Genomic DNA, 25,589 nt, shown 5'->3' with positions numbered 1-25,589 from the left:
ATGGCGTTAACTTAGCGATGGCCCCTGGGTGGGTCAATGCTGCAGCCACCAAAGCACACAAACCGGGAATAATCCCTGAAAAAACGCGACATCTCTGGTGTCGACAACCCAGCAAATGCCCATTTATCAATGCCAATGCGCTCAACAGACTAACAACACGCCCCGGTGCTAACGCCAAATGTAATTAGCCAACAACACAGCCTGGATGCATTGTTAGTTTTCGAGAATCAGCCCTTGCCTTAAAGGAAGAGAAATATTGTCACCTGGCGATCAATAGAGTGATACCCGCCGGTTCAGCAGCTCACAACAGGTGCTGACCGGACATTCACGGCCGCGCAGGGAAGACAGGCCAGACACTTACTGATAAGGCAGAACATAATGAAAAAAACCTCTCTGGCCCTGTTAATCGGCGCACTTCTGGGCAGCAACAGTTGGGCACAAACGGTGAAGGCCACCTCGGAGATCTCAAGCGAGCAAAATAGCACCACACAGGTGGCAGATGATCAGGATACCGAAGTGATCCAGGTCCGAGGGTTTCGCAGCAGTCTCAAAGAAGCCCAGCAATTAAAAAAACAGGCCAACAACCTGATTGAGGCCATCGTTGCCGAGGATATTGGCAAATTTCCTGATGAGAACGTTGCAGAATCACTGCAACGTATTCCCGGTGTCAGCGTCACCCGGGTAAATGGTGAAGGGCAAACCGTAACCGTGCGCGGACTGACCGGCAATTACAACATCACCACCTTAAACGGGCGCAAACTGGCCTCAGATAACGCCAGCCGCGATTTCAATTATGATGTCATTGCCTCAGAGCTGATCAGCGGTATCGAGGTGCATAAAACCCCTCAGGCTCAGTTGCCAGAAGGCGGCATCGGCGCAGTGATTGACGTTAAAACCGCCCGTCCGCTGGACCTGGATGAGTTTGTACTGGCCGGCTCAGTAAACAGCGCTTATAACGAACGCGCCGAAAGCTTCGACCCTCGGGCGTCCTTTATTGTCAGTAAGCAGTTCGACGAGGGTAAATGGGGCATGCTGGCCTCCATCAGCCATTCCAACTACACCAACCGTCACGATAGTTACCAAGCTTGGTCCTTCCATGCCAGAGAGGTTGATGTTAGCCGCGACGGTGAGGTGGAATATCCGGCACTAAGATTCCCAGGCTACGCACAGTTGACCACTTATGAGGACGAACGGGTTCGCACCGGCGGCACGGTGGCGTTGCAATGGCGGCCTGCTGACAACTGGGATGTCAATGTGGATGCCCTGTACAGTCAGTATGATATCGACTCCCATGGTCGACAGTTATCTGTGGTGACCTACTCCGAGAGCTGGTTGCCAGCCTTAAATGGTGTCTATACCAGTGCCGAAGCTGATGAACAGGGCTGGGCCAAACAGCTTGCCTGGCAGGGACCGGCGCTGATGGATATTGTGGATACCCTGAACCCCAGGCGTAACACCACTTATCAATTAGGACTGAATCTGCATTGGTTCTCGGATGCCTGGGATCTGTCACTGGATGCTGCCCACTCCGAGGCCAAAAACGCCAATAACGGCGATAACAAGTACGTGGTTGCCCGCTCCGGAGTAGAATCGGCCAGCATCAACTGGGCCAACGGCAGTTCGGTACCAGACATTATTCTGTCTGAAGAAGTAACACCACAAAGTACCTTTGGTGCCTGGTACACCAATACCGACGGCACCGGTGTTGAAGATCAAACCTCCCGCCTGGCATTGGACGGCACCTGGCAAGGCGGCCATGATTGGCTGACATCGGTGCAATTTGGAGCGGGCTACGACAGCCAGGAAAAGCAGCGTACCACCCACCGTTCGCGCAATCCCTCAATATTTGCCGGCGAAAATCTCGACAAGGTCAATGCCCCGGATTCGGCATTGGTGGATTTTTATGGCCACCAATGGTGGCAGTTGCCGAGCTCGGTGCTGATTGCGGGTGACGTGAATAATTTTATGGGCGATAGCAGCGCCAATATCCCGGCGAACTGGGCCGCTATTGACATGCAAGGTTTGTATGCCTTCTTGCAGCAGTTGGATCCAAGCTCTGCCGATCTGTTAAACACCGACATCTATCTGGCCGAGTCCTTCAGTATCAAGGAGCAAATTCTCAGTGCCTATGTACAGGCCAATATCGAAAACCGCTTGTTCGACATGCCCTACCTGCTGAATATCGGCTTGCGTTACAGCCGCACTGAGGTCACCTCATCCGGCCATACTCAGAACATCCACAAGCTGAGATTTGATGCACAAGGGAAGCCAGTAGATGACAGCTGGCAGGAGGTACAACCGGTTGCCGAGCAGTCAAGCTACCACAACCTCTTGCCCAGCTTGAACTTCAAGCTAAGCATCAATGATGAACTGGTGTTCCGTACGGCCCTGTCGCAGTCGATTTCGCGGCCGTCATTGTGGGAGTTGTCACCTTATACCTCCATCAATATACAGCCCAATGATCAGGGAGTACGCAGCTATTCCATGTCAGTGCCCGGCCTGAAACCATACAGTGCTGACCAGTTAGATAGTGCATTGGAGTGGTACTATTCCAAGGACGGCACCCTGACCCTGGCCAGCTTTTACAAAGAAGTGGCCAGCTTTATCAAATGGGACAAAACCACCGAAGAGATTGACGGTCAGCCCTTTGAAGTGAACAAGCCTTACAATAACGACGATGTGAAGGCCAGAATCCGCGGCTATGAGCTGGCCTGGCTGCAAACCTTTGATGGGCTGCTGCCAGACTATCTGGCCGGTTTCGGGGTCCAGGCCAACTACACCTACAACAACAGTTTGTCGGGCGAAAAAGACGAACAAGGAAAGGATAAGCCGTTTTTGGGCTTGTCCAAGCATCAATATAACCTGGTGTTGTTTTATGAACAGGATAAGTTCCAGGCCCGAATTGCCTATAACGCCCGCTCCAAATATCAGGCTTGGGATCAATCTTCCTGGACGCCGGATGGCTATGTTGTTGAGCCGGTGATGGCCGCCAGCACCAGTTGGATGGATATCAGTACCAGCTATGAAATAAGCCAACATATTAGCTTGCAGGCCAGTGTCAGCAATGTTCAGGACAAGGTCGACAGTCGCTATGTGGGCGATCCTGCGCATATCCAATACGCTGCTACTTACGGACGGCGTTATTCACTCGGCGTGCGCGCCACCTTCTGATAAAGCCCGGCGCCCACAAGGGCGCCGTATTCCTGAAAACTAACCAGTTACTCTCAGATTGCCACAATACCTTGCCACATTTTGTATGATATATATGCTTAATTAACAAAATACACAAAACACTAACAAACCATGCAAGATTGGATCGAAAAAATCGTGTTTGACCATACCAGCCCGCTCACCGCGCAGGGCAACGAATGTAAATTCGGGTTTCATGTGCATCCGCCGGAAGTCATGCCCCATAGTCATTGGCATGGCCATATTGAGATTAACTTCCTGTTTGATTGCAGTGCCGAGTATTTGATTAACGGTAGAAAAATCCGGGTGCCGGAGGGCAAGATGATCCTGTTTTGGGCATCCATTCCTCATCAGATGACGGCCTCCCAGGGGGATGGGCATATGGTCAACATTTATATCCCGTTACAGTCATTTCAAACCTGGAAGCTACCCAGCGATTTCAGCAGCCTGTTGTTACAAGGTGAAGTATTGGTGGCCAGCCATCCAAATAAGGCCGATCTGGCCCTGACCCAGCAATGGCAGTACGATCTGCAAAAAAAACAGGATGCCCTGACCGCCCAGGTGGTCAGCGAAATCCGTAGCCGGGTCAGGCGCATGTCGGTGGAAGGCTATCATCATTTTGGTTTGTTTAATCTGGACCTGCATGTGGTGCAAAAAAGCCCGGTGTCAGGGTTGTCACACATCGAAACCATGCTGCGCTACATTGCCCAGCAATATGACCAGAAAATTACCATTGCCAAGGTGGCTGCGGCCACGGGGCTACATCCCAATTACGCCATGAAGTTGTTCCAGCGGGTGATGAAGGTCTCCATCAAGCAATATATCAATCAGCTCAGGCTGCAACATGCCCAGGCCCTGTTGGTGGATACCGAACAGGGGGTGCTGAATATCGCCATTGAGGCCGGATTTGGCTCCATCAGCCGTTTTTACGACATTTTCCAGCGTGAGCTGAATATGACGCCACAAGAGTTTCGTAACAAGACCCTGAAGATACGCACCGATTCATATCATCACTAGCAACGCATTTACCCTAGGAGTAGCAACATTATTATGCGTAAAACTATCCTCGCACTTTCACTGTCTGTCGCACTGTCATCCTGTGCCAGTGTCCCTGCCCAGGTTGATTTAAATCACCTGGCCGATACTCTGCAGAACCGCTGGCAATTGTTACCTGGTGCCATTCAGTGGCAAGTCACTGACTCCCATCAGGATCATATCGAATTCAGCGGTGAGCAGATGTCAGCCATTATTCATTATGGCAGCGACGAGCAAGGGAAACTTAGCCTGAACCGAAGGTTGGTCTGGCCTATGTTAAGAACGCTTCCCAATGACACCCACGCCAGCCTGATACACGACTTTCCACTGAGCTTGTCACCTCAAATCAAGGTTGGGGGCGAACCATTAACCACGGAGCAGCCGCAACAGATTCGCTTTGACGGCATCCTGACAATTCGCAGTCAACTGACACCGGACTTGTCACTTGTTCGTACCTTGTCTCCCAGCCCTACCGAACCAATGTTAGTAGAACAACAAACCCTGACCAACAATAGCCAGCTAGCCATACAGGTAGATATAACACCGCTGAACTATCAAGTACTGACCCCGGCCGAACAAGGGGTGGACGGCAGCTACAAAATCCTGGCATCCAGCAGTTTAAGCGGTAGCCATTGGTTGCAACCAGGTAAGTCACTGAGCAACATCCTGACATTCAGCGCCAGCCAAGCGGATGAAAAGCCGCAACTGCAGCCTGAAAAGACCCTGGCTGCACGCCAAGCCTATATCGCTTCACTGGCTGACAAACTGCAATTGGTAACCCCGGATCCGGTTATTAACCAAATGTTCGAATTTGCCAAATTACGCGCGGCGGAAAGTATTTTCCGCACGGCTGGCGGCTTGATGCATGGCCCCGGCGGAGGTCGTTACTATGCCGCTATCTGGGCAAATGACCAGGCTGAGTACGTCAACCCGTTTTTTCCATTCCTTGGTGATAGAAACGGCAATGAATCTGCACTCAACAGCTTTCGTCATTTTGCTCGATATATGAATGATGCCTATCATCCTATCCCCTCTTCCATTATTGCCGAAGGCAAGGATATCTGGAACGGCGCAGGGGACCGTGGCGACTGCGCCATGATTGCCTACGGAGCAGCGCGGTATGCCCTGGCTCTGGGTTCAACAGAAACCGCCAGACAACTCAGTCCATTGATAGATTGGTGCATTGACTACAACAACACCAAGAAAACTGCCGATGGTGTTATAGCTTCTGACAGTGACGAACTAGAAGGCCGATTTGAAGCCGGCGAGGTCAATCTCAGCACTAACACTCTGGCGTATGGCGCTCTGATATCCGCCAGCCATATGCACAGAGCACTGGGAAATCAGCATAAGTCCTCAGAGTACGCTCAAGCCGCACAGCAGCTTCGGCAAGCTATAAACAGTTACTTTTCCGCCCGGGTAGAAGGTTTTGACACCTACCGATACTATGACGGCAATACCAAGCTGCGCGCCTGGATCGCCCTGCCGCTGACCATGGGAATGACCGAGCGCAAGCAAGGCACCTTGGATGCCTTGCTCTCACCATTGCTGTGGAGTGAAAATGGTATCTACACCGAATCTGGCGACACTACCTTTTGGGATCGCGCCACCTTATACGCCTTTCGCGGTATCTTCGCAGCCGGCGAGACAGACATCGCGATGAGCTATTTTAAATACTACAGCCGCAAACGTCTGTTGAATGATCATGTGCCCTATGCGGTCGAAGCCTGGCCAGAGGGTGGACAACGACATCTGTCTGCTGAAAGCGGTCTGTATGCCAGAGTGATTACCGAAGGCTTGTTCGGCATCGAGCCCACAGGTTTTGATCGTTTTACCCTAGCTCCCCATTTGCCCAGCGGTTGGGACAACATGTGTCTGAATAACATCCAGGCTTTCAATCGCCAGTTTGACCTGTGCGCGCACAGGGACGGCGAGCAGACGCGTGTGCAGCTAAGGTATAACGGCCAAAGTCGTGACTACGCATGGCTTGGACAGGTACCACTGGAAATTACCCTATAGCGACTCAACAATACAGCCGGGCCTGCCCGGCTGTATTGTTCATTTCCCTGGCAGAGCTTTGGACATAAAAAATCCGACGAAAAGATCGCCGGATGTTAAAATGACCAAAGCAATAACGGCTCAATCCGGGGTTAATATCCCTGTCCAGCCACCACCTCCCGCCAGTTCAATCTTGATCCGCTGACCTTTCTCTACTAACTGACTATCCAGACGAAAGTCTTCTGCATGTTTATCGGCATTTATACCGTCTGCCAGGCTATTCATTTGATACCGCCCGCTATCCACGAAATCTAATTCCAAAACAAAGCTTCTGGGTTGTTCATTGGTCATGGCACCGATATACCATTTATCGCCCTTGCGTCTGGCCATTACCAAATATTCACCGATGCTGGCATGTAACACCCGGTAGTCATCCCATACCGTTGGAATGGCGGCGACAAATTCCGGAATAGCAGGTTCAGCCTGATAGCTGCTGGGCGTATCGGCCAGCATCTGCAGCGGGCTTTCATACAACACGAACATGGCCACCTGATGGGCACGGGTCCCCAGGCTCATAGGACGGGAAAACACTGCATTAAAGTTCTTACGATGGGCATTAGCCATCGCACCGGGCGTGTAGTCCATAGGACCGGCAATCATACGGATAAAGGGTAAATGCAGATTATGAGTAGGCGTAATAGCATCTGACCATTTATGGTTTTCCAAACCTTTGACGCCCTCGCGGGTCAATACATTGGGATAGGTCCGGTGCAAGCCGGCCGGTTTGTAGGAACCATGGAAATTGATCATCAGCTCGTGCTTTGCAGCCATTTCAGCAGTACGCCAGTAAAAGTTCACCATGCTTTGGCTGTCGCTGTTCATAAAGTCCACCTTAAGTCCGGTGATCCCCCAACGTTTATACAAGGCCATAGCCTGATCCATCTGCTTATCCAATCCTGACCAGGGCACCCATAACTGCACACTCACCCCTTTGCTTTTGGCATAGTCCACAATGTCTGGCACATCAATACCCGGCAGCAAGGTCATTACGTCTTCATGCGTAGACCATCCATCGTCGATCAATATGCTCTCGATACCAAACTGCGCGGCAAAGTCGGCATAGTATTTATAGGTTGCCGTATTGATACCAGCGCGAAAATCCACGCCTTTGAGGTTGTTTTCGTTGTACCAGTCCCAGGCAATCTTACCTGGCTTAATCCAACTGCTGTCTTTGAGCCTGGAGGGTTCGGCCAGTAGATAAGGCAATTGGATATCCAACAGTTCAGCATCGTTGCGGGCAACGCCGATAATACGCCAGGGATAGCTTCTTTTACGCGTTATTGTGGCAATTTCCTCAGTCAATTGGCCTGCCTCATTGAGATTCCTGGGATGCACACCATAAAGGCTTCCATCACCACGGCCTTTTAACCACATACCAGGATAATCCTGAAGATCCGACTCAGTGATTAGCAGGTTGATCCCCTGCGCCACAAATAATGCCGGCAAGCTCCCCAATTCATCACCGTCAATGCTCTTACTTGGCAAGGGCGTGAAGGTGGGCTGAGTGGCGGTGCGGAAATTTTTCTCAAACGGAAAAAAGGCAAAGGTGCCTGCGGCAAAGTTAAAATTGCTGTCCTCATTAAGCAAAGTGGCATTGTCACTCAGATGTCCTTCAAAGCGGTAGGCTATACCTTGGTTGTACGCCCGGAAGGTCAGGCTGAAGCCAGGTTTAAAACTTAGTGTCAGTTGATTGTACTGCTCAGGGATCTTGCTGCTGCGTACTGCTACCTCCGGTGTAACAACAGCTTTGTAACTGGTCCTGCGGCTGTCCACCAGCACCGCCCGACCGTCAAAACGTACGCCATCGGTGAATACCATGGCAATAGCAGAAGGCTTTACCACCAACTGATTGTCCACCGTCAATTGATAGGTCAGATCTTGTTGTTGATTGATTTGCAGTTTCACTCTGCCGTCGGGTGACGATAGTTCGTGGCTTAGCGCCCAGGTGGATTGCGCCACCAGCAACAACAGACCTGCAAGTAGCCCGGTTTGGCGGGCGCGATTAACGCGTAACATCGGCATTATAGACTCTCCGTTAAAATGCAACGGCATTAATCTACCTAATGCTTACCCCCCAGGCTCATGCTTTGCCGACAGTTAGTTCCTGAAAAATAACCTCATGGCTACCTTACTGTTAACCAAACGAGCTGAGGTTGGCTTCATTGTGCAGGCACCAATCCAGGGCCAGTTCCAACTGGTCCTGGCCCCAGAAAGGCTCTTGCCCGGCGATAAAAAATGGTGCACCAAAAATGCCCAGGCGCACCGCCTGCTGGTTCGCCGCCTGCAATCTGGCTTTAGATTCTGCACTCTGGGCCTGGGTTAAAATCGCCTCGGCGTCTAATTGCAGGTCATTTAATATTTGTTCCAACACCGCGGGATCGGCAATATTTAAGTCTTTAACAAAATTGGCCTGAAAAACCGCCTTAACAAAAGCACTTAACCATTTTGCATCCTGATACCAGCAGGCAATGCGGGCGGCCTGTAGCCCATTGAGAGGAAAACGCGAGGGTTTCATAAAAGGCAGATTATAGCGTTGGCAAATCCGCTGCATATCGTGCCACATATAGTTGCCCTTGGCCGGAAACAAATTAAACGGTGAATCACGCCACCCTTGCGCCTTAAAAATTGGCCCCAGCAGGAAGGCATGCCAGCGCACTTTTACGCCACGTTCGGCTGCCAATTTTTCAATGCGCATAGCAGCTGGGTAGCTGTAGGTGCTGGCAAATTCAAACCAGAAATCCAGATGTTTCATTCCCTTTACTCGGCTGGGAGATGGTGTCTGAAATATGGTCTGCTGCTGCGACCATGTAAAGGCAGTTATCAATACCCATGGATGGTCCTGGATACTGAATTTCGACAAATCCCATCGCCAAATAACAGCGATGTGCTACCTGGTTATGAGCCAGCACAAATAACGATACTTCGCAGGTTTGAAGTTCCTGACTGCCCAGACGGCTTAGCTGTTGTATCAGCACTTTCGCCAGTCCTCTGCCCCGCTGCTCTGGGGCAATCACCAGTCGCCCCAAATGGCAACGCCCTTCGCGCAGATAGTACTGGCCAAATCCCAGTAACTGATTGTTTTCCATCAGCAGCCAACTCGGTAACTCATCAATACGGGTATCGCGGCGCAGGCTCTGCAGGTCGAAAGGATACTGCATGGCAGGTCCTCCCCAGATTTTCAGACTGTCTTCACTGTCGAACCATTGGCTTATTTCAGCCAGACAGTCAGGCGTCGCTTTACTTAATTGCATTATTAGATCCCGGGTGCGTGAGAGATACACAGTTATACCAACTGTCAGGCATGAAAAGCACCGGCTTTTTCGCGGTATTGCTGTTTAAGGTGGTCTTGCTAAGCATTAATGCCAGGGGTTGTTTGTCATTCGAGTATCGTCGGACTGAAGTCCGACCCACTGTGGGTTGGGCTTTAAGCCCAACAAAACATCGCCGCTCCTTCGCATCCATGCGACCAAGGAATACGACCACCAAGGATGGTGGAAGTGACGAAAACGCAGGAGCAGGCTTTCGTCCCGTCCATCCTTGGACATCGCCGTTCCTTCGCATCCATGCGACCACGGCATACCGTCCATCCTTGGACATCGCCGTTCCTTCGCGTCCATGCGACCACGGCATACCGTCCATCCTTGGACATCGCCGTTCCTTCGCGTCCATGCGACCACGGCATACCGTCCATCCTTGGACATAAAAAAGGCCGCCCTATGGCGGCCTGGTGTCAGTTCGTCAGTTTAAAAACTGACCGTCACTTCGTCCGAACATGCCGTACTGGCATCACAGACTTTATACACGAACACATTGCCCTGGGCGCGGCGTTCGCGATCCCGATACACGCCGGTGTTATCCACCGTTGCAATCTTTTCACCGTTTCGGTAGATATCCACTTGTGCTGCAGGGGAACCGCCATAGGCCAGATCCACTCGCAGGTAACCTAATCCGGTCAGATAAGCACGTTCCACTTCCAGGCTGATTTGCGTATCAGATACCGTCACATCCATAGTGTGGCTGTCGGTATTGCCCTCACTGTCGGTAACCATCAGTGTAACGGCATAAGTGCCTGAGGCCCCGTACATATGCACAGGGTTTTGCTCAGTGCTGGTGTTGCCATCTCCGAAGTCCCAACTCCAGGAAACAATATCACCATTCACATCAGTACTGGCATCCGTGAAACTGGCCTGCAGACCTTCACTGTCCACGTTAAAGGCTGCATCAGGCGGAGCTGGCAGAACTTCGCCAATGCCAGTGATAGTCAGTGACCAGCGATTCAGCGTACCGGTATCCTGAGCGGCATTGTCAGACACACTTAAAGTCCAGTCCCCTGTAGCCACTTCACCGTTGAAGGCATCGACCAGGAAGCTACGATCAATATCATCCTCACTGCCACCAGTCAGGTTATGCAACACCGCTTCTGTGCCGGCAGGTGAGGTTAATTTCACCAGCAAATCACCAGACCAGGTGTGGGTAATATTCACATAGGCATCGGTGCCAAACACGGTAATATCATCCGGAATAGTGATGACAGAGGTAATGCCTCCGGCATTATTATCAGGAATTGGCTGACTCTCCTCATTACTGTATGTAAAGTCGGTCAGTCCTTGAGGATTCACTGTCAAACCCACACTTTGGGTCTTAACCAGCTCAGCGCTGGTGCCGGTTACGGTGAACTCGTATTCCCCCCACTGAGTGTCTTCCGTAGTTGGCACAGTCAGAGTAAAGGTTTCACCGGGCGAAACGTTACTGGCAGATAAGCTGGCACCAGGTAATGGCGCATCCAGTGTCAGTGCAACGCTGCCATCCCAGTCCGCGATAGAACTGACGGCAAACTCGTAGCTGGCTGACTCACCGGCCTCAATCGTCGTGCGCAGCGGCGACACGCTGAAACGGAAGCTGGGGGCAGGGTCCGCCCCTTCCAGTGCGCCCAGCAGATTCAAACGTTTACCAGACACCGTTTTACCTTGCATATCAGCATTGTCATCGCCGCTATCCATCAGCAGTTGCTTGACTTCCAGCGCGCTAAGACCTGGATTCACGGCCATCACTAAGGCTGCTGCACCAGCAGCATGTGGGGATGCCATAGACGTACCGGAGCTGTTGCCATAGCCTCCACCGGGAATGGTAGACAGTATGTCTGAGCCTGGAGCTGCCATATCCACACTGGTTAGTCCCCAGTTGGAGAACCAGGAAATTTCGTCATTATGATCGGTACTGGCAATGGACAGAATGGAGTCATGCTCGTAGTTGGAGGGATAGTGCGGACTGACATCGTTGTCGGCCGTGTCATTACCTGCCGCCGCGACAAACAGAATATCGGCCTGTTCGGATGCCGTAATCGCATCACGTAGCGCCTGTTCTTCCGGCCCGCCGCCCCAACTGTTGTTCAGCACCCTGACATTGTGCCCGGCATTCTTCAGGGCCACAAAATAGTCGATACATTGTATGGCATCGGCCGTACTGCCAAATCCATCTGCGGCCAGAAACTTACAACCCACCAGCGAGACCTGATGGTTTACTCCCACCACTCCGATACTATTGTTACCTTCGGCGCCAATACTACCAGACACATGCGTACCATGGCCGTGATCATCCATCGGATCACCACTGTCCACAATACTGTTGATACCATGCATATCGTCAATGTAGCCATTGCCATCGTTATCTATACCATCACCGGCAATTTCACCTGGATTACTCCACATATTGGCGACCAGATCAGGGTGGGTATAGTCGACGCCGGTGTCGATGACCCCGACAATCACATCGCGACTACCAGTGGAAATATCCCAGGCCTCTACTGCATCAATATCGGCATCAGGCGTACCACCGGTTTGACCACTGTTATGCATTCCCCACAAGTCATCAAAACGCGCATCATCGGGTACACCAAGCGCCCTGACTTTGTAATTGGGCTGGGCATAACTGACGGCAGGGTGTTTCTGTAATTTTTCCAGTGCCGTTTTTACCGACAGACCTTTAAGCTCATACTTAGCCATACGGCCAGCCAGCAAGTGTTTAAATCTGTCGTCCACTTCATCCAGGTTACTATCACTGATGGTGGCAGTAACCAGACCTCTGACAGCACGGCGGTCTGCCAGGCTGGCTTGTTCTTTGTAAACCACAATCAAAGAGTCCGGTACATAACCGGATATCTGTTGAATCTCTACTGAGGCGCTAGCCAACATTGGCAGCATTGCCACAGTTAAAGCAGAAAGTTTATATTTCATGGTTGGAATCCATCTTAGCTGTTCCTTAAAACCGGCTTGCACCGGCGCCTGAAGGATTCTCCATGTCACTATCGGGAATTTTCGCAACGCAACCAGAATTAGCAGAGTCCATCAGCAGGCGCCAGTTTAATCCATGAAAATACGCCCTTAGCATGAGTTTTATCCCCACAGGCCAACCTTTCTGCGACTTTTGCATGAGCAAACATCTGGTACTTTTGTATGAGGCGCCCGGTTTAAACCGATAAAAAAGTCCAGGCAATGGCAGGCAAACGACGTCAATTGGCGGTCAGCGCAAGTTAAGCGTTTTTGGCGATATTCATCCCAGCGCAAACCCCCTAGAGTGAAATGGCGAACGTATCTAGTCAGTAGCGCCAAAATATGAAAACCAATAAAAACAACAATGCATTCAGGGAATTAAGCAGGCAAACAGGCCTGACCTTCGGGGCATTATTGCTGGCTTTCGGCACATCTGTGCAGGCACAAGACCTACTCTCTGGTACAGATTTGCAGGACTCTCCTCTGTCAATCAGCCTATCGGCATCGGTTCAAAACCAGACAAATACGCTGGTCATTGGCCAATATGGAATTTTCAACAAAGCAACAATCAGCCAGAGCACAAGCAACGGTAATCATATTGCCCTGTTGCAACAGGGTGACGGTAATGTCGCCAATATCTTGCAGCAAGGCATAGGGAATACTGCCAATGTGCAGCAATGGGGGCAGGACAACCTGGTGGATGTCATTCAACAGGGCGACGCCAACACGGCGAATATCTGGCAAAGCGGTGACCAGCAGTTCAGGGTTCACCAGATAGGAAGCAACATGGTGGTCAATGTGTATCAACGTTGATCCCATCAAAAACAATTTGGAGAACAAGGTGAAAATCCAAAAATCCCTACTAACTTGCGCCATCCTCTGTGCCCTGGGGGCCAGTCAGGCAGTGATGGCCGATGAAACCAAGAGTACCGATGTGGTGCTGAAAACCGACATTATGGCGGATGCCGTCGGTAATGTGATTCAGCTTACGCAAATTTCAACCGGCGGTGCCACTCAAGGCAATAACGTCAGTCTATTTCAGGAAGGGGACACCAACGGTATCAGCCTGACCGTGGAAGGCGATGCCAACGATGCCTCAGTCACACAGTCAGGCACAGGTAATATCAGCGTCAGTACCCTGACAGGTGAAGCCAACGACCTCAATCTGAATCAGCAGGGTAATGACAGTCAGGCCGAAGTGTCGGTAACGGGTAATGGTAACGAGCTGAATATCACCCAAACTGAAGATATTGGTTATCTGGGTCTGACCAATGAAGCCCAAGCCATTGTGGTGGGAGATGACAACCATATCAGCATTGACCAAAGCGAAGGCGGCCAATGGGGCTATGTGAAAAATCTGCAAGGTTCAGGTAATGACATTGGAATCTTGCAAAGTGGCGAATGGAACGAAACCCATCTGGATGTCGTTTCAGGCAACAGCAATAGCTTTGATATAGAGCAGGATGGCTATTGGAACGTTAGCCGCGTACGCGACCTGCAAGGCGATGGCAACGACCTGGAAACCGTGCAGGACGGACGGCGCAACCAGTTCACACTGAGCCTGCTTCAGGGCGAAGACAACAATATCGAGATCGATCAGGATGGCGAGTATAACGCCGCCAATCTGGATGAAATTCTCGGCAGTGGCAACGACATCAGCATCGATCAAAATGGTGATTACAACAGTGCAGCTTCGGCATTGTTCACCGGCGACAACAATGATGTGATGGTCAGCCAGACGGGTAACGACAACATTGCCAGTTTCGAGCTTGTTGGTGAAGACAATGACTTTAATCTGATGCAGATGGGCGACGGCAACGATGCCTATATGGGTGCCATTGGTTCAGGTAACGACTTTACCACCATGCAAAATGGTAACCTGAACCAAAGCCATTTGGTCAACTTCAACGGTACCGACAATAACGTCACTATCAATCAAAGTGGTGATGAGAACGTCGCGGTGGTTCAAGCCTCCTACCCTGATTTCAGTCTGACTACAGATGACAATGACATCAGCCTGATGCAGGACGGCAACATGAATGACGCCGTGGTGAATATCAGCACCCTGCTGGACAGTAACAGCAATCAGGTGGATATCGCCCAAAATGGTGATCTTAACGCCTTGGACCTGCTCATTGAAGGCAGCAACCATCTCATTGACATCCTACAGGAAGGCAATGAAAACATGGTTGTGGGTGAAGGGGGTGCAGCCATGTTGATTGGCGGCGATTCCGTGCAACTGTCTATTAGCCAGGTGGGTAACGGTAACATCGTGGAAGGTGCTGTTATCAGTAACGGCGGCAGTATCAGCATCGCTCAGGTGGGCGACTGGAACACTGCCACCATAGTTCAACAATAGCGCGTGGAGGGGCGGGCCAAAGTACTATCTGCGGTCCGCCATTTTTATGTCTGTTACCAGAAACCTGCTATACGCCCTACTGCTTAGTCTGGCAACGCCCAGTATGGCTGAAGTGGAGCTAGGAGGCTTGCTGCTGGACAACACTTTCAGCCGCTTCGGACGGGAGTTTTATCAACGCCTTAGCCGACTATGGCAAGACGTACCACAAACCCAGAATTTCAATGTAGTTGTTAAGGAACAAGTGGTCCCCAGGGCGGGCACCAAATTGACCATACAACTGAATAATCAGGTTATCTACATGACTTATATGGGAAGGAGACAGTCGCCCATGGAAGATAAAGTGGAAGAAGCAATGCTGGCTTTATTGCAAGCCATGGCGAATGCCAGGTTTGACAGCAGCAGCGCAGATATGGCCGAAAACGGATGGTAGAAAATGAATAAGATTAATTTAACGCTGGTTGCACTCACCCTGATAACGGGCAAGACCGTAGCAACTGAGCTGGTTTATACCCCAATCAACCCCAGCTTTGGCGGCAACCCACTTAACGGTAGCCTGCTGATGGGCAAAGCCCAGGCACAAAACAAACACAAGGAACATCTAGAAGAACGCACCTACGCGGAGAAATTTCAAGAATCTCTGGAGCGTGCCTATATCAACAAAATGGTACGCGAGATTACCGACCTGGCCTTTGGTGAGGATGTGGATGACAGCGTATTTAATCAGGATTCGGTGTTTGTCAGCGGCGATTATGAAATTCAGATCCTGACCAGTAACACTGACAGCATCACAGTTCAGATCACCCACTTGCTCAATGGCGAAGTCACGGTGATTGAGGTACCTAAGTTTGGATAAGCCCATGTTGCGTTCAGTTAGTTTATTGCTGTTTCTGTTACTGAGCGGTTGTAGCAGCATGGGGCCTCTCTTCCCCCCGGGGCAGCAGCCCGCCGTGACCTTAAGCCCCACCGATAACTATCAGGATCTACTGGCGCTACCCCCGCCCAAAGGCATGATTCCGGTGTCGGTATACGCCTTTCGCGATCAGACCGGGCAGTATAAGCCACAGGCCAATGTCAGTTCTTTTTCCACTGCGGTCACTCAGGGTGCCACCTCAATTCTGATGCAGGCCCTGGCAGATTCTAATTGGTTTCTACCGGTGGAACGTGAGGGCTTGCAGAACATTCTGACCGAACGCAAAATCATCCGCGCCGGCCTGCAGGCCGACGGCAAAGAAGAAAAAGATGAGTTACCACCGCTCACCACTGCCAAGCTGCTGTTGGAAGGCGGCATCATCAGCTACGACTCCAATATTCGTACCGGTGGTTTTGGCGCTGAGTATTTTGGTATCGGCGCCTCTGAGCTGTACCGGGAGGATCAAATCTCTGTTTACCTGCGCGCCATAGATGTACGTACCGGTCAGGTATTGCTGTCGGTATCCACCAGCAAAACTGTGCTGAGTCAGGAAATGCGCGGCGGCTTCTTCCGCTATGTGAGCTTTAAACGCCTGGCCGAAGCGGAAGGCGGTTTCACTACTAATGAGCCTATGCATATCTGCGTAAAGCAGGCCATTGAAAAAGCCCTGACCGATCTGGTGCACAAAGGCATTGAAAAACGGGTGTGGGCCGCCCAAAGCTAGCTGCTAACTTTTGCCAGCACAGCATCTCAGCGCAGAGCCGCCGAGATCAAGGAGAAAGACAGGAGAACCCATATTTTACTCCTAAAGACTCCGTGTTCTCTGTGCCTCTGTGGTTATTAATATTTTGGTTGAATAAGTTTCACCACAGAGGCACAGAGGGCACGAAGAAAAACAGAAGGGTTTTGATGCATACCATTGAAAAATCAGAGCTTTTGGCACCTGGACGGTGAATAATATCGGCTTCTCGCAAAGCCGCTACGTACACAAAGAAAAGCGCGCAGTGGCAATACCTTCACCCCCTCCGTGTTCTCTGTGCCTCCGTGGTTATTAACGCTTTTTCGCGGATAGAATGTAACCACAGAGGCACGAAGAGCACAGAGACTTGGAACTCACCAGATTATGATCTTGGTCCACTATTGGAATCTTGTTCGTCGTATCAACTGTTCGCGTCTACGAACGTGGAGTGTCAGTTAATCGAATCATTTCTGCGCGCAGAGCTAACACCAAAGAAATATATCAATACGAGTCACGTACATTTTCCCAAGGTGTATCAAAATGACAGAAAAAACAACCAGGTTGACAATAACTCAAATCCGGAAGCTCAAGAGTCTTTCCGATGCTAAAAAATTTGAAAACACATCAGAACAAGATATCGCCAGGCAAATCGCATTGGACCCGGATTTATATGAATTAACGGACGAAGAACTGGCTCAATTTGAACTTGTGAGGAAAAAATGATGAAAAAGCGAATAGGAAAGACACGTGCCACTCTCTCACAAATCAGGAAGATGAAGGGACACTCGGACTTTGCCAAGCTAATTGAAGAACAGAAACAAGAGCGATCAAAGTCCGATTCAAATAAGCCTTAACAAGCTCACCTTTTCTCAGCTAATCGACATGATTTCCGGCATTACCTCGCCCCCTCCGTGTTCTCTGTGTCTCTGTGGTTATTTACGCTTTCGCGCTGATAGAACGTCACCACAGAGGCACGAAGAGCACAGAGACTTGTGAACCTGGTTAAGATCTTGGTTCGCTTTGTGCCTCTGCGAGAACGTATTGAGTATTTGTTGGCCTTTAGCTGATATTGAATACCTCTCGCAAAGCCGCTGAGTGCGCCAAGAAAAGTGCGCACTGACAATTCCTTCACCCCCTCCGTGTTCTTTGTGCCTCCGTGGTTATTAACGCTTTTTCGCGGATAGAATGTAACCACAGAGGCACGAAGAGCACAGAGACTTGTGAACCTGGTTAAGATCTTGGTCCGCTTTGCGCCTCTGCGAGAATGTATTTTGTATTTGTTGGCCTTTAGCTGGTATTGAAGACCTCTCGCAAAGCCGCTGAGTGCGCAAAGAAAAGCTCGCAGTGACAATTCCTTCCCCCTCCGTGTTCTCTGTGCCTCTGTGGTTATTTACGCTTTCGCACAAATTTATTGTCACCACAGAGATTGCAGCACTTAACTACGCACACCATATTCAAAGCTGCATTTACCGAACATCAGATAGGTGCGCATTGGTGTTAAGCGGATCACTTCGGCCTGACCCAGTTGATCGGTTTCGGTACTGCGCTGCAGTTCAAGATAGTAAGACCAGGTGGGGTCGGCTTTAGGCGTCAGCTCCAGATAGGCTGATTCCTTTAGCCTCCATGTTCCCTGATGCCAGTCGGCGTCAAAGGGTACTTCCGCTACCGGCTGAATACGAAAAGTATGATCGTCGGACAATTGCAATCCGGGAGATTGTTCACAGCCACTGCTTTGATAGTTAAAACTCATATTTTCTGCGGCACTTGGATCAGATGGGTCTACCCCTTCAGGCAACAAAAACAACCCCATACTGTCTTTGGTATACCAATGATTGCCTTTGACCATAGCGGTAACATTGTGCACATACCAGCCCTGACTTGCCGAAGCCGCCATCACCCTGTCCAGCTTGCTGACATCTTTGAGCATTAATGAATAGACCAGGGAGGACTGATGAATATCAGCCGGAAAGGCCAGACGATTGACCTGCACCTGATAGCCCTCAGTTTCGAGGGCCTGGGTCACCTGTTGTATTTGCTCGGGTTGCAGATAGCGCCCATACAGATGCACTTGTGTTTTGGCACAACCAACCATAGTCAAGGTCAACAAGACCAGCAAGCATCCTTTCATATCTTATCCTTCAAACCGCGGACTAGCCGCCACAGCAACATCTATCTGGATAAGTTACTTATAAATCAGATGGTTGTCTAGATTAAATGGCGTTCGGCTCAAGACTGGCAAAACGAGTTACATCACCATTTGCATAGGCAGATGTTGTTGCACCCAACTTAATAATTCCAGCCGGTTACGACAGTGGGTTTTTCTGAACACGCTGTACAGATGGGTTTTAACCGTATTGGTGCTGATATGCAGTTGATTGGCAATCTCTTTGTTTTGCGCACCACTGGATAACATGCGGACTATCGTCATTTCGCGCTTGGTGAGAGCATCGAATTCTTCATCTTGCTTTTGCCGGTTCTGGCCGGCCACTGGTGCACACTTAAGCAAAGTCTGCAATGCTCTGTCCATGGCGTCACGTCTGAACCAGCGCTGCTTATCCAGCAAATGGCCAATGCCTTTGAGAATCAAATCGGGGGGATCCTGCCGATAAAAAACCCCATCGATACCAGCCAGTAATACTAATGTTTCGCAAATACTATCCTGGCTGGCGTTAAACAGCGCAATGCGATGTTCGACAGCCAGATCAAGCAAGTAACCCGGTAGCATTTCGCCCCAATAAGCACCCTGAATATTAAAAAACAATAAATCGAACTGGCTGGGGTTATGAATTTTGGATGGACAATCCACTTCCTGAATACGTGCCGGACGGGTTTTCAATAAACGCAGAAAAATATCAGCTTCCTGACTTTGGTGAGCAGCCTCACCAATATGAACAATCAGCACTGAACATGTATTAATATCCATACACTATCTCTTCCCTGATGGATGTTTTCCAACTCCTTGAATTGATACTGGTATAGGGATCACAACTTGTCAAGAAAGCACATAACTAAGTGTTGGGTAGCGCAGAAAAGGTATTAAAAATTAAAACAAAACAACCATTAACCTTATGTTACTTGTTGTTAGATATACCTAACAGGCTGAGATTCCATCACTGCGACTTTGGGCTGACGTAAAAACTTGATATGTATCATAACGGTAGTCCATGCTTAACTTTATTCTCTGCAACAGAGCCATTAGTGAGGACGTCCAATGCAAGTAAAAGATATTATGACCAGCAATCTGCATACCCTGACTCAGTCGGCGACCCTGCACGATGCACATAATATGAGCCGCGAATACGGTATCCGACATATTCCTATTGTCGATATGCTAACTGGCAAATACATGGCCATTGTGACACAAAAGGCACTGGTCGCCAGGGTTATGAAGCTGGCCAATCTATATGGTCAGGACAATCTCAGCGAGCAGGAGAAACGGGTGCCGATTATGGATGTGGCAATCAAGGATGGGGACAGTGCCACAGCAGATCAGTCTTTGCTTGAAGTGGCTGAATACTTTGTTAATTACAAGCATGGCTGCCTGCCCGTGGTGACGGCAGAAGGGCAGTTGCAAGGTATTCTCACCTCGTCTGACTTCGTTAAACTGGCCATAACACTGCTTAAGCAGCAATAGCTAATCAGGCTGAACCCTGTACTCCTGCATATTATATTTGTCCAGTATTGCCAGGTAGTCAGGGCTGTGCAGAAGTTGCCGTAAGCTCAGACTAAACTGCTGCCGGGTGTCTTTGTCCACATGGCTTTGTCTGCCAAAAGCAAAGTAAATCCCAGCTCGGTCAATGGCCGGGCTTAACACCATAATACGCGCATCGTTACTGGCTTTTACTGACCAGTCAAACCGTATTTCAGATGCAATGGCATAACGCAATTTGCCCAGCCCCAGCAGTTTAAACAACAGCTCCTCATTTTCCACTTCCTGCCTGGCGATGCCCGGCTGACTGTCAAACACCTCACCGTAGGAGTTATTGCGTATTGTGCCAATATACATGCCAGACAGGCTGTCCAAGCTGCCATCAAAAGCAGAAGCACAAGGTTTGAAGCATAGCAGGGCAATTTTGTCTGACAGGTAGGCAGGCGTCACATAGTCAAACTGTTGTAAGCGTTCCGGCGTTTTATACAACACCATAATCAAGTCCTGTCTGCCAAGCGACGTTTCGCTCAGCAGCCTTGTCCAGGGTCTGCGCACAAACTCAGGACTCATGCCAATATCGCTCAGCACCCGATGAAGAATATCCACCGATACGCCATGTAGCTGGCCATCCTGGTAGAAATAATACGGGGCATAATCCACTTCAGCCAGCGAGACTTTAATCACTGTGCCGTCAGAGGCTAATGGGTAAGAGCAAAAAAGCAGTGAAAACAGCAACAAAAACAGCCTCATGCAAGCTACCTTAGTTTGACCTAGCCTGCATCCAGTTCCGTGGCGATGGGTTAATTTCGCTTATCGTTATTCTAGTTCAATAAGGCGGAGCATGCCCGTAGCGCAAGCCAAAAAGAAAAAGCCGCCATTGCTGGCGGCTCATACAGATGACATATCTTTTGCATATCAGGAAGAAAGCTCGGCTTTGAGCCTTTCGTAGCTGACCTTCTCGGCTTCCACGTATTTACCCCATTGCTGGGCCATACGTTTGGCACTGTCAAACTTCTCTGCCTTGGCCAATTCATTTAGCGCATCGTTAAAGCGCTGCTTGTTGAAATACGCCATTCCCAATACCAGATGAGACATACCCTGGTTGCGCAAGCCACCTTTTTGCAAGGCTGCCAGTGTTGCTTCAATGGCTTTATCGTAGGCTTCCATGTTCAGGTACATCTGACCAAGTTGCGCATCCAGCTCGCCATCTTCCGACAAATTCGCCGCAGCGGTCAGCACCGGAATGGCCTTATCGTCATTCTTCGCCAGCGCCCAGCAATTAGCGGTAAATTTGAGGTTGCGCAGGTTGCGTTCCAGTACCCCTTCTTGCATGGCCTGTTCCATCAAACGTGCACCTTTAACCGGTACCTGATGGTAGTAATACAACTGGGCCAGGTTGAATACATCTGAACCTGTGGTGATATAGCCTTGCTGATATGCCGCTTCCAGCACAGCAAGCTGTTTTTTCTCTTCACCCAACTCACCGTACATGCCAGCCAGTTGTACCCAATACTTACCGTCGTTGTAGTGCCTGACCATCTTCACCAGCACATCCCTGACCTTCTCAGGCTGCTTCAGCTCGTAAAAGATAGCGCGCTGCAATACAAACCAGTTTTCCTCAGGAACCTTACCTTCCTTTTCAACCATGGCTACCGCCTGATTGATAAAACGGGAGGCGCGCTCGTAATCCTTCATCTGGTACATGGCCTGGGCCTTGATCAGATAGTTCTTGGCCGGGATATCCCCCACATTCAAGGCTTCCCAGCGCTCAAGAAAGACCAGGGTTTTGTCGTAGTTGCCTTGCATCATATGCAACTGGGCCAGACTGAACAGCGTGGTCAGCTCAAAGGACTCAGGAATAGGCTGTTGTTCCACCACCTGCTCAAACGCGGCGATAGCCTTGTCGTACTGCTCGGCATTGTAGTGAATAAAGCCATAAAAGTTATACAGCATGGCCAGCTCATAGCTGTTCATGGAACTGGACTTATCTTTGACATTATCCAGTGCTTCCAGCGCCTCGCCGATTTTATCTTCATCAGCCAGCGCCTGAGCACGGGCCAACTGCTCATATACTTTAGCACGCAAGGCCGGAGTACGACGGGTTTTGCGCTCTTCCTGCTGCTCCTGAGCCTTTGCCATCCCCACGGGAGTGACAGTTGGCAGCACATAGCCGGTCGTCGTCAGCAGCGCCAGAGCGACCAGTTGACTGATTGTTTTTTTCGCAAACATCGGTTCCACCTTAACCATCAATCTGGAAGGTTATACGGTTTTGTACGCCAGCCACTTCGGCAGCTTCACCGTTAACAACTCTGGGCTTGTATTTAAACTTCATGGCAGCGTCCATGGCAGCCTGCTCAAATATGCCTTCAGGATTGGCTTCCACCACGATAGGGTCTCGCACCGTACCGGCTTTGGTCACTGTGAATTCCACTATCACGTAGCCTTCAATGCCACGTTGCAATGCACGTCTTGGATAGACAGGTGACACCTTAACGATGGGCAGATACTCTCCGTCTCCGCCTTCCAACGCCAGTCCACCCGCCAGGGCCATATCACCACCGATATCGGCCGAGAAGTCCATGCCTGCCCCACCCTCAGCATTTGGCGTGGGTGAGTCCATCTGCGGTTGCTGCATCTGTGGCGGCGGCTCTTCCGGCTTAGGTGGCTTTTTGGGCTTACGATCTTTTTTCTCGACCTGTTCTTCCTGTTTCACCCGCACAAAGTCGAGTACCGACCCGACTGGAGGATCGGTCAATGCACTGCCACCGCTTTTAATCAGTGACTGCATCAGGAAAAACAAACCCAGGGTGACAACTGCCGAGAGGACCAGGGCAATCATCATTCTGCCGAACATAGAACTGCTGCCCGGCGCTGTAACTGTTGCATTAGCCATGCTTCACTCCTGACTGAGAGATAACGGCTCGCCTGAAAAATTGCACGCCCACTTACTCCTGGGCCGCAATGGATACATCGAATACGCCGGCGGCCCTGGAGGCATCCATTACCTTAATCAAGGTTTCAGTGGTGGCCTTCTTATCCGCCTGGATAACCACACTCCCCTGCGGGTTTTCGGCATACAGACGTTCAATGTTGGCCTGAACCGCACGCTCGTCGATGCGACGCTTGTTGATCCAGATCTCATTCTTATCACTGATCGCAATCAGGATGTTGGCGCGGTCTTTCTTCACTGCAGTGGCAGCTTCAGGACGGTTGACATCGATGCCCGCTTCCTTCACGAAAGAAGCCGTTACGATGAAGAAGATCAGCATGATAAACACCACGTCCAGCATCGGGGTCAGGTCGATGGTGGCTTCTTCTTCGTCTACCAGATTCTGAAAATGCTGTTTCATAAAATTCTCTTATAGTAGGTCGGGATGTATCCCGACTAATAGTTAACCCCTGGGGTCGGGCTTTATCCCGACTGAAGGTCGGTTAGCTGTCGGACTGAAGTCCGACCCGCACCGACCATCTACACACTAGTGATCCAGGTTCATGGCATCTTCAATATGCATTTTTTCGGTTTTGGTGATGCGCATCAGCCAGGTGGAGGCAAATACCCCGGACAGTGCGCCAACCATACCGGCCATGGTCGGGATAGTCGCCTTAGACACCCCGGAAGCCATGGAACGGGCGTTACCCGAGCCGGAAATGGCCATCACATCAAACACCTCAATCATGCCGGTTACTGTGCCCATCAGGCCCAACAGCGGGCACAGGGCTACCAGGGCCTGAATGACCGGGATTGAGCCTTTCAGTTTCAGGCTAACCCTGGAGATCATGGCCTGGCGAATCTGCTCGGCATACCAGGATGAACGGTCGCTTCTGGCTTCCCAGGCTGCAATGGTCTGGCCCTTAAACTGTTTGTGCCAGATAAACACATACAGGGCACGTTCCAGAATCAGCAACCACATGATGAATATCAGCAGACCGATGACCAACAGAACCTGGCCCCCTGTCTCGGTAAAATCACGTATTGCCTCGAATATCTCGAACATGGCGATTAGCTCCGTTCAGCGCGTTCTGCAATCACACCTGAGGCTTGTTCCTGAAGGATGAACACGATGTTCTTGCTGCGCGTATTCAACATGGCGTACAGCAGTGTCATCGGAATCGCCACTACCAGACCCAGTACCGTGGTCATCAACGCCGTAGAAATACCACCGGCCATCAGTTTCGGGTCACCAGTACCAAACAGGGTAATGGCCTGGAAGGTGTTGATCATACCGGTTACGGTACCCAGCAGCCCCATCAGCGGTGCGACCACGGAGATGATCTTAATCATGGTCAGGTTGCGGCCCAGCTTAGGAACTTCACCCAGAATGGCTTCCGTCAGTTTCAGCTCAAGGGTCTCGGTATCGACGTTAGGGAATTCCTCACGAACATGCAGAATACGGCCCAGCGGGTTATCTTTGCTTGGCTGTTGGTTTTTCAACTGGCGGTCAACCTTGGCTTTAATCAGAGTCAGGCTGATCAGACGCTCCAATGCCAGCAGTAAGCCCACAGCGCCCACGGCCAGAATGATGTAGCCAACCAAACCGCCCTGTTCAATACGTTCCTGGAAGTTAGGTGCTTGCACCAGCAGCCCCAGGATTGAACCACCGGTAGGATCCAAACCGAATTCTACCAGCTCACCATTGGAAGCTTGCAGGTTAGCAGCGCTCTCGCCATAACGACCAGCGGGTTGACGGGTCAGTTCAGCGACGGTGCCGGTGGATGGGTTCATATCCAGATATTTACCATCAGACACCAGAGCAAAGGCGCCCACACGTACCACTTCCTTGCTGACTTTGTTACCACCGGCTTCCACCACATCGGTAGTGAACTTGGTTACTTTGCCGGACTCGGTCATTTCACGTTGAATTTCAAACCATACGCGCTCGATTTCATCAATGGAGGCCAGTTTGGAGCTAGACCCCATAGACTGTGCCAAACCATCAAGAAACTCAGCACGGCCAGGAATCTGTGCAGAAATAACCGAGTTCTGGAATTTACCTTTGGTATCGCCTGAGACTTGCTGTAACACACCAAACAGCTCTTTCAGCGAGCCCAGGCGATTGGTCAGAGCATCATTCAGGTCAGCCAGCTTAAATTCGTTTTCCTGGAACTGACGCTCCAGGCTTTCACTGGTATTCAACTCAGCGTTACGCTTATTGGTGGCCTCTTTAAGCATTTGATCCTGCTCGGCGACCTTGGCGGCGAATTCTTGCTCGCGGCGCTGGTTGTCTTTATTTTGGGCAATCTGGCCTTGCTCCAATTGCTTCAGCAATTGGTCCAGATCCAGGGCTTTATCATTCGCGCTCTGTGCCATGGCGCCAGTGGCGACTAAGGAGGCAAACAGGCCAGTGGTCAGAACTTTCACTATGGATTTCATGATTTCTACT

General features: G+C 50.5%; 22 protein-coding genes. 10 read left to right on the top strand and 12 right to left on the bottom strand.

Translation table 11 applies throughout. The features are described from left to right. Window positions 1-378: 378 nt before the first annotated feature. The 3 genes from CSR04_RS18520 (at window position 379) to CSR04_RS18510 (ending at window position 6,243) form a co-directional block, all read left to right on the top strand. Window positions 379-3,171, top strand: coding sequence for a TonB-dependent receptor (locus CSR04_RS18520; RefSeq protein WP_102797813.1), 2,793 nt, complete (start codon window positions 379-381; stop codon window positions 3,169-3,171). Between the two features lie 132 nt (window positions 3,172-3,303). Further along, on the top strand, window positions 3,304-4,206 hold the full coding sequence (locus tag CSR04_RS18515; protein WP_102797812.1) for a helix-turn-helix domain-containing protein: 903 nt from the start codon (window positions 3,304-3,306) through the stop codon (window positions 4,204-4,206). Window positions 4,207-4,239: 33 nt separating this feature from the next. Beyond that, window positions 4,240-6,243 carry a hypothetical protein gene (locus tag CSR04_RS18510; RefSeq protein WP_102797811.1) on the top strand — a complete coding sequence of 668 codons (2,004 nt, stop codon included), beginning with the start codon at window positions 4,240-4,242 and terminating at the stop codon, window positions 6,241-6,243. Between the two features lie 120 nt (window positions 6,244-6,363). Here CSR04_RS18510 and CSR04_RS18505 read toward each other — a convergent pair whose 3' ends face one another. From CSR04_RS18505 to CSR04_RS18485, 4 genes are all read right to left on the bottom strand, one after another. After that, the gene (locus tag CSR04_RS18505; protein WP_172449421.1) at window positions 6,364-8,304 is read right to left on the bottom strand and encodes a glycoside hydrolase family 97 protein; all 1,941 of its coding nucleotides are present in this window, start codon (window positions 8,302-8,304) and stop codon (window positions 6,364-6,366) included. A gap of 112 nt (window positions 8,305-8,416) precedes the next feature. Beyond that, window positions 8,417-9,034 (bottom strand): 2-hydroxychromene-2-carboxylate isomerase, encoded by a 618-nt coding sequence (locus tag CSR04_RS18500; RefSeq protein ID WP_102797809.1) that lies wholly within the window; start codon window positions 9,032-9,034, stop codon window positions 8,417-8,419. Beyond that, a complete protein-coding gene (locus CSR04_RS18495; RefSeq protein WP_102797808.1) occupies window positions 9,009-9,533 on the bottom strand; it encodes a GNAT family N-acetyltransferase in 525 nt (174 codons plus the stop codon). The genes CSR04_RS18500 and CSR04_RS18495 overlap by 26 nt, the downstream gene beginning before the upstream one ends. Before the next feature lie 492 nt (window positions 9,534-10,025). After that, the gene (locus CSR04_RS18485) at window positions 10,026-12,515 is read right to left on the bottom strand and encodes a S8 family serine peptidase (RefSeq protein WP_102797806.1); all 2,490 of its coding nucleotides are present in this window, start codon (window positions 12,513-12,515) and stop codon (window positions 10,026-10,028) included. 378 nt (window positions 12,516-12,893) lie between these two features. Here CSR04_RS18485 and CSR04_RS18480 point away from each other — a divergent pair, with 378 nt between their 5' ends. From CSR04_RS18480 to CSR04_RS18460, 6 genes are all read left to right on the top strand, one after another. Next, window positions 12,894-13,364 (top strand): curlin subunit CsgB, encoded by a 471-nt coding sequence (locus CSR04_RS18480; RefSeq protein ID WP_102797805.1) that lies wholly within the window; start codon window positions 12,894-12,896, stop codon window positions 13,362-13,364. A 28-nt stretch (window positions 13,365-13,392) separates the two neighbouring features. Next, on the top strand, window positions 13,393-14,910 hold the full coding sequence (locus tag CSR04_RS18475; protein WP_172449420.1) for a curlin: 1,518 nt from the start codon (window positions 13,393-13,395) through the stop codon (window positions 14,908-14,910). 46 nt (window positions 14,911-14,956) lie between these two features. After that, entirely contained in the window at window positions 14,957-15,340 is a 384-nt protein-coding gene (locus tag CSR04_RS25010; RefSeq protein ID WP_172449419.1) for a CsgE family curli-type amyloid fiber assembly protein, read from the top strand. A gap of 3 nt (window positions 15,341-15,343) precedes the next feature. Continuing rightward, entirely contained in the window at window positions 15,344-15,763 is a 420-nt protein-coding gene (locus CSR04_RS25005; protein WP_172449418.1) for a curli assembly protein CsgF, read from the top strand. Window positions 15,764-15,767: 4 nt separating this feature from the next. Further along, on the top strand, window positions 15,768-16,544 hold the full coding sequence (locus tag CSR04_RS18465) for a CsgG/HfaB family protein (protein ID WP_102797803.1): 777 nt from the start codon (window positions 15,768-15,770) through the stop codon (window positions 16,542-16,544). 555 nt (window positions 16,545-17,099) lie between these two features. Next, window positions 17,100-17,282 (top strand): hypothetical protein, encoded by a 183-nt coding sequence (locus CSR04_RS18460; RefSeq protein WP_102797802.1) that lies wholly within the window; start codon window positions 17,100-17,102, stop codon window positions 17,280-17,282. A gap of 712 nt (window positions 17,283-17,994) precedes the next feature. On the opposite strand, the gene CSR04_RS18450 is transcribed toward CSR04_RS18460, so the two are convergent. Then, window positions 17,995-18,687, bottom strand: coding sequence for a hypothetical protein (locus CSR04_RS18450; RefSeq protein ID WP_102797800.1), 693 nt, complete (start codon window positions 18,685-18,687; stop codon window positions 17,995-17,997). A 117-nt stretch (window positions 18,688-18,804) separates the two neighbouring features. Continuing rightward, window positions 18,805-19,482 carry a helix-turn-helix transcriptional regulator gene (locus CSR04_RS18445; protein WP_102797799.1) on the bottom strand — a complete coding sequence of 226 codons (678 nt, stop codon included), beginning with the start codon at window positions 19,480-19,482 and terminating at the stop codon, window positions 18,805-18,807. Between the two features lie 288 nt (window positions 19,483-19,770). On the opposite strand from CSR04_RS18445, the gene CSR04_RS18440 reads away from it, so the two are divergent. Then, window positions 19,771-20,193, top strand: coding sequence for a CBS domain-containing protein (locus tag CSR04_RS18440; protein ID WP_102797798.1), 423 nt, complete (start codon window positions 19,771-19,773; stop codon window positions 20,191-20,193). On the opposite strand, the gene CSR04_RS18435 is transcribed toward CSR04_RS18440, so the two are convergent. From CSR04_RS18435 to CSR04_RS18410, 6 genes are all read right to left on the bottom strand, one after another. After that, a complete protein-coding gene (locus CSR04_RS18435) occupies window positions 20,194-20,958 on the bottom strand; it encodes a substrate-binding periplasmic protein (RefSeq protein WP_102797797.1) in 765 nt (254 codons plus the stop codon). 165 nt (window positions 20,959-21,123) lie between these two features. Continuing rightward, window positions 21,124-22,437, bottom strand: a complete 1,314-nt coding sequence (locus CSR04_RS18430) for a tetratricopeptide repeat protein (RefSeq protein WP_172449417.1) — start codon at window positions 22,435-22,437, stop codon at window positions 21,124-21,126. Between the two features lie 10 nt (window positions 22,438-22,447). Continuing rightward, window positions 22,448-23,062 carry an energy transducer TonB gene (locus tag CSR04_RS18425; RefSeq protein ID WP_172449428.1) on the bottom strand — a complete coding sequence of 205 codons (615 nt, stop codon included), beginning with the start codon at window positions 23,060-23,062 and terminating at the stop codon, window positions 22,448-22,450. 91 nt (window positions 23,063-23,153) lie between these two features. After that, the gene (locus tag CSR04_RS18420) at window positions 23,154-23,558 is read right to left on the bottom strand and encodes an ExbD/TolR family protein (protein ID WP_102797796.1); all 405 of its coding nucleotides are present in this window, start codon (window positions 23,556-23,558) and stop codon (window positions 23,154-23,156) included. Between the two features lie 126 nt (window positions 23,559-23,684). After that, the gene (locus CSR04_RS18415; RefSeq protein WP_102797795.1) at window positions 23,685-24,203 is read right to left on the bottom strand and encodes a MotA/TolQ/ExbB proton channel family protein; all 519 of its coding nucleotides are present in this window, start codon (window positions 24,201-24,203) and stop codon (window positions 23,685-23,687) included. A 5-nt stretch (window positions 24,204-24,208) separates the two neighbouring features. Further along, entirely contained in the window at window positions 24,209-25,579 is a 1,371-nt protein-coding gene (locus tag CSR04_RS18410; RefSeq protein WP_102797794.1) for a MotA/TolQ/ExbB proton channel family protein, read from the bottom strand. Window positions 25,580-25,589: the final 10 nt, after the last annotated feature.

Origin of the sequence: Bowmanella denitrificans, from assembly GCF_002887595.1 — a bacterium.
In the GTDB taxonomy this organism is placed as follows: Bacteria; Pseudomonadota; Gammaproteobacteria; order Enterobacterales; family Alteromonadaceae; genus Bowmanella; species Bowmanella denitrificans.
The sequence above is the reverse complement of the archived record's forward strand: the minus strand, read 5'-3'. Positions and strand labels throughout refer to the sequence as shown.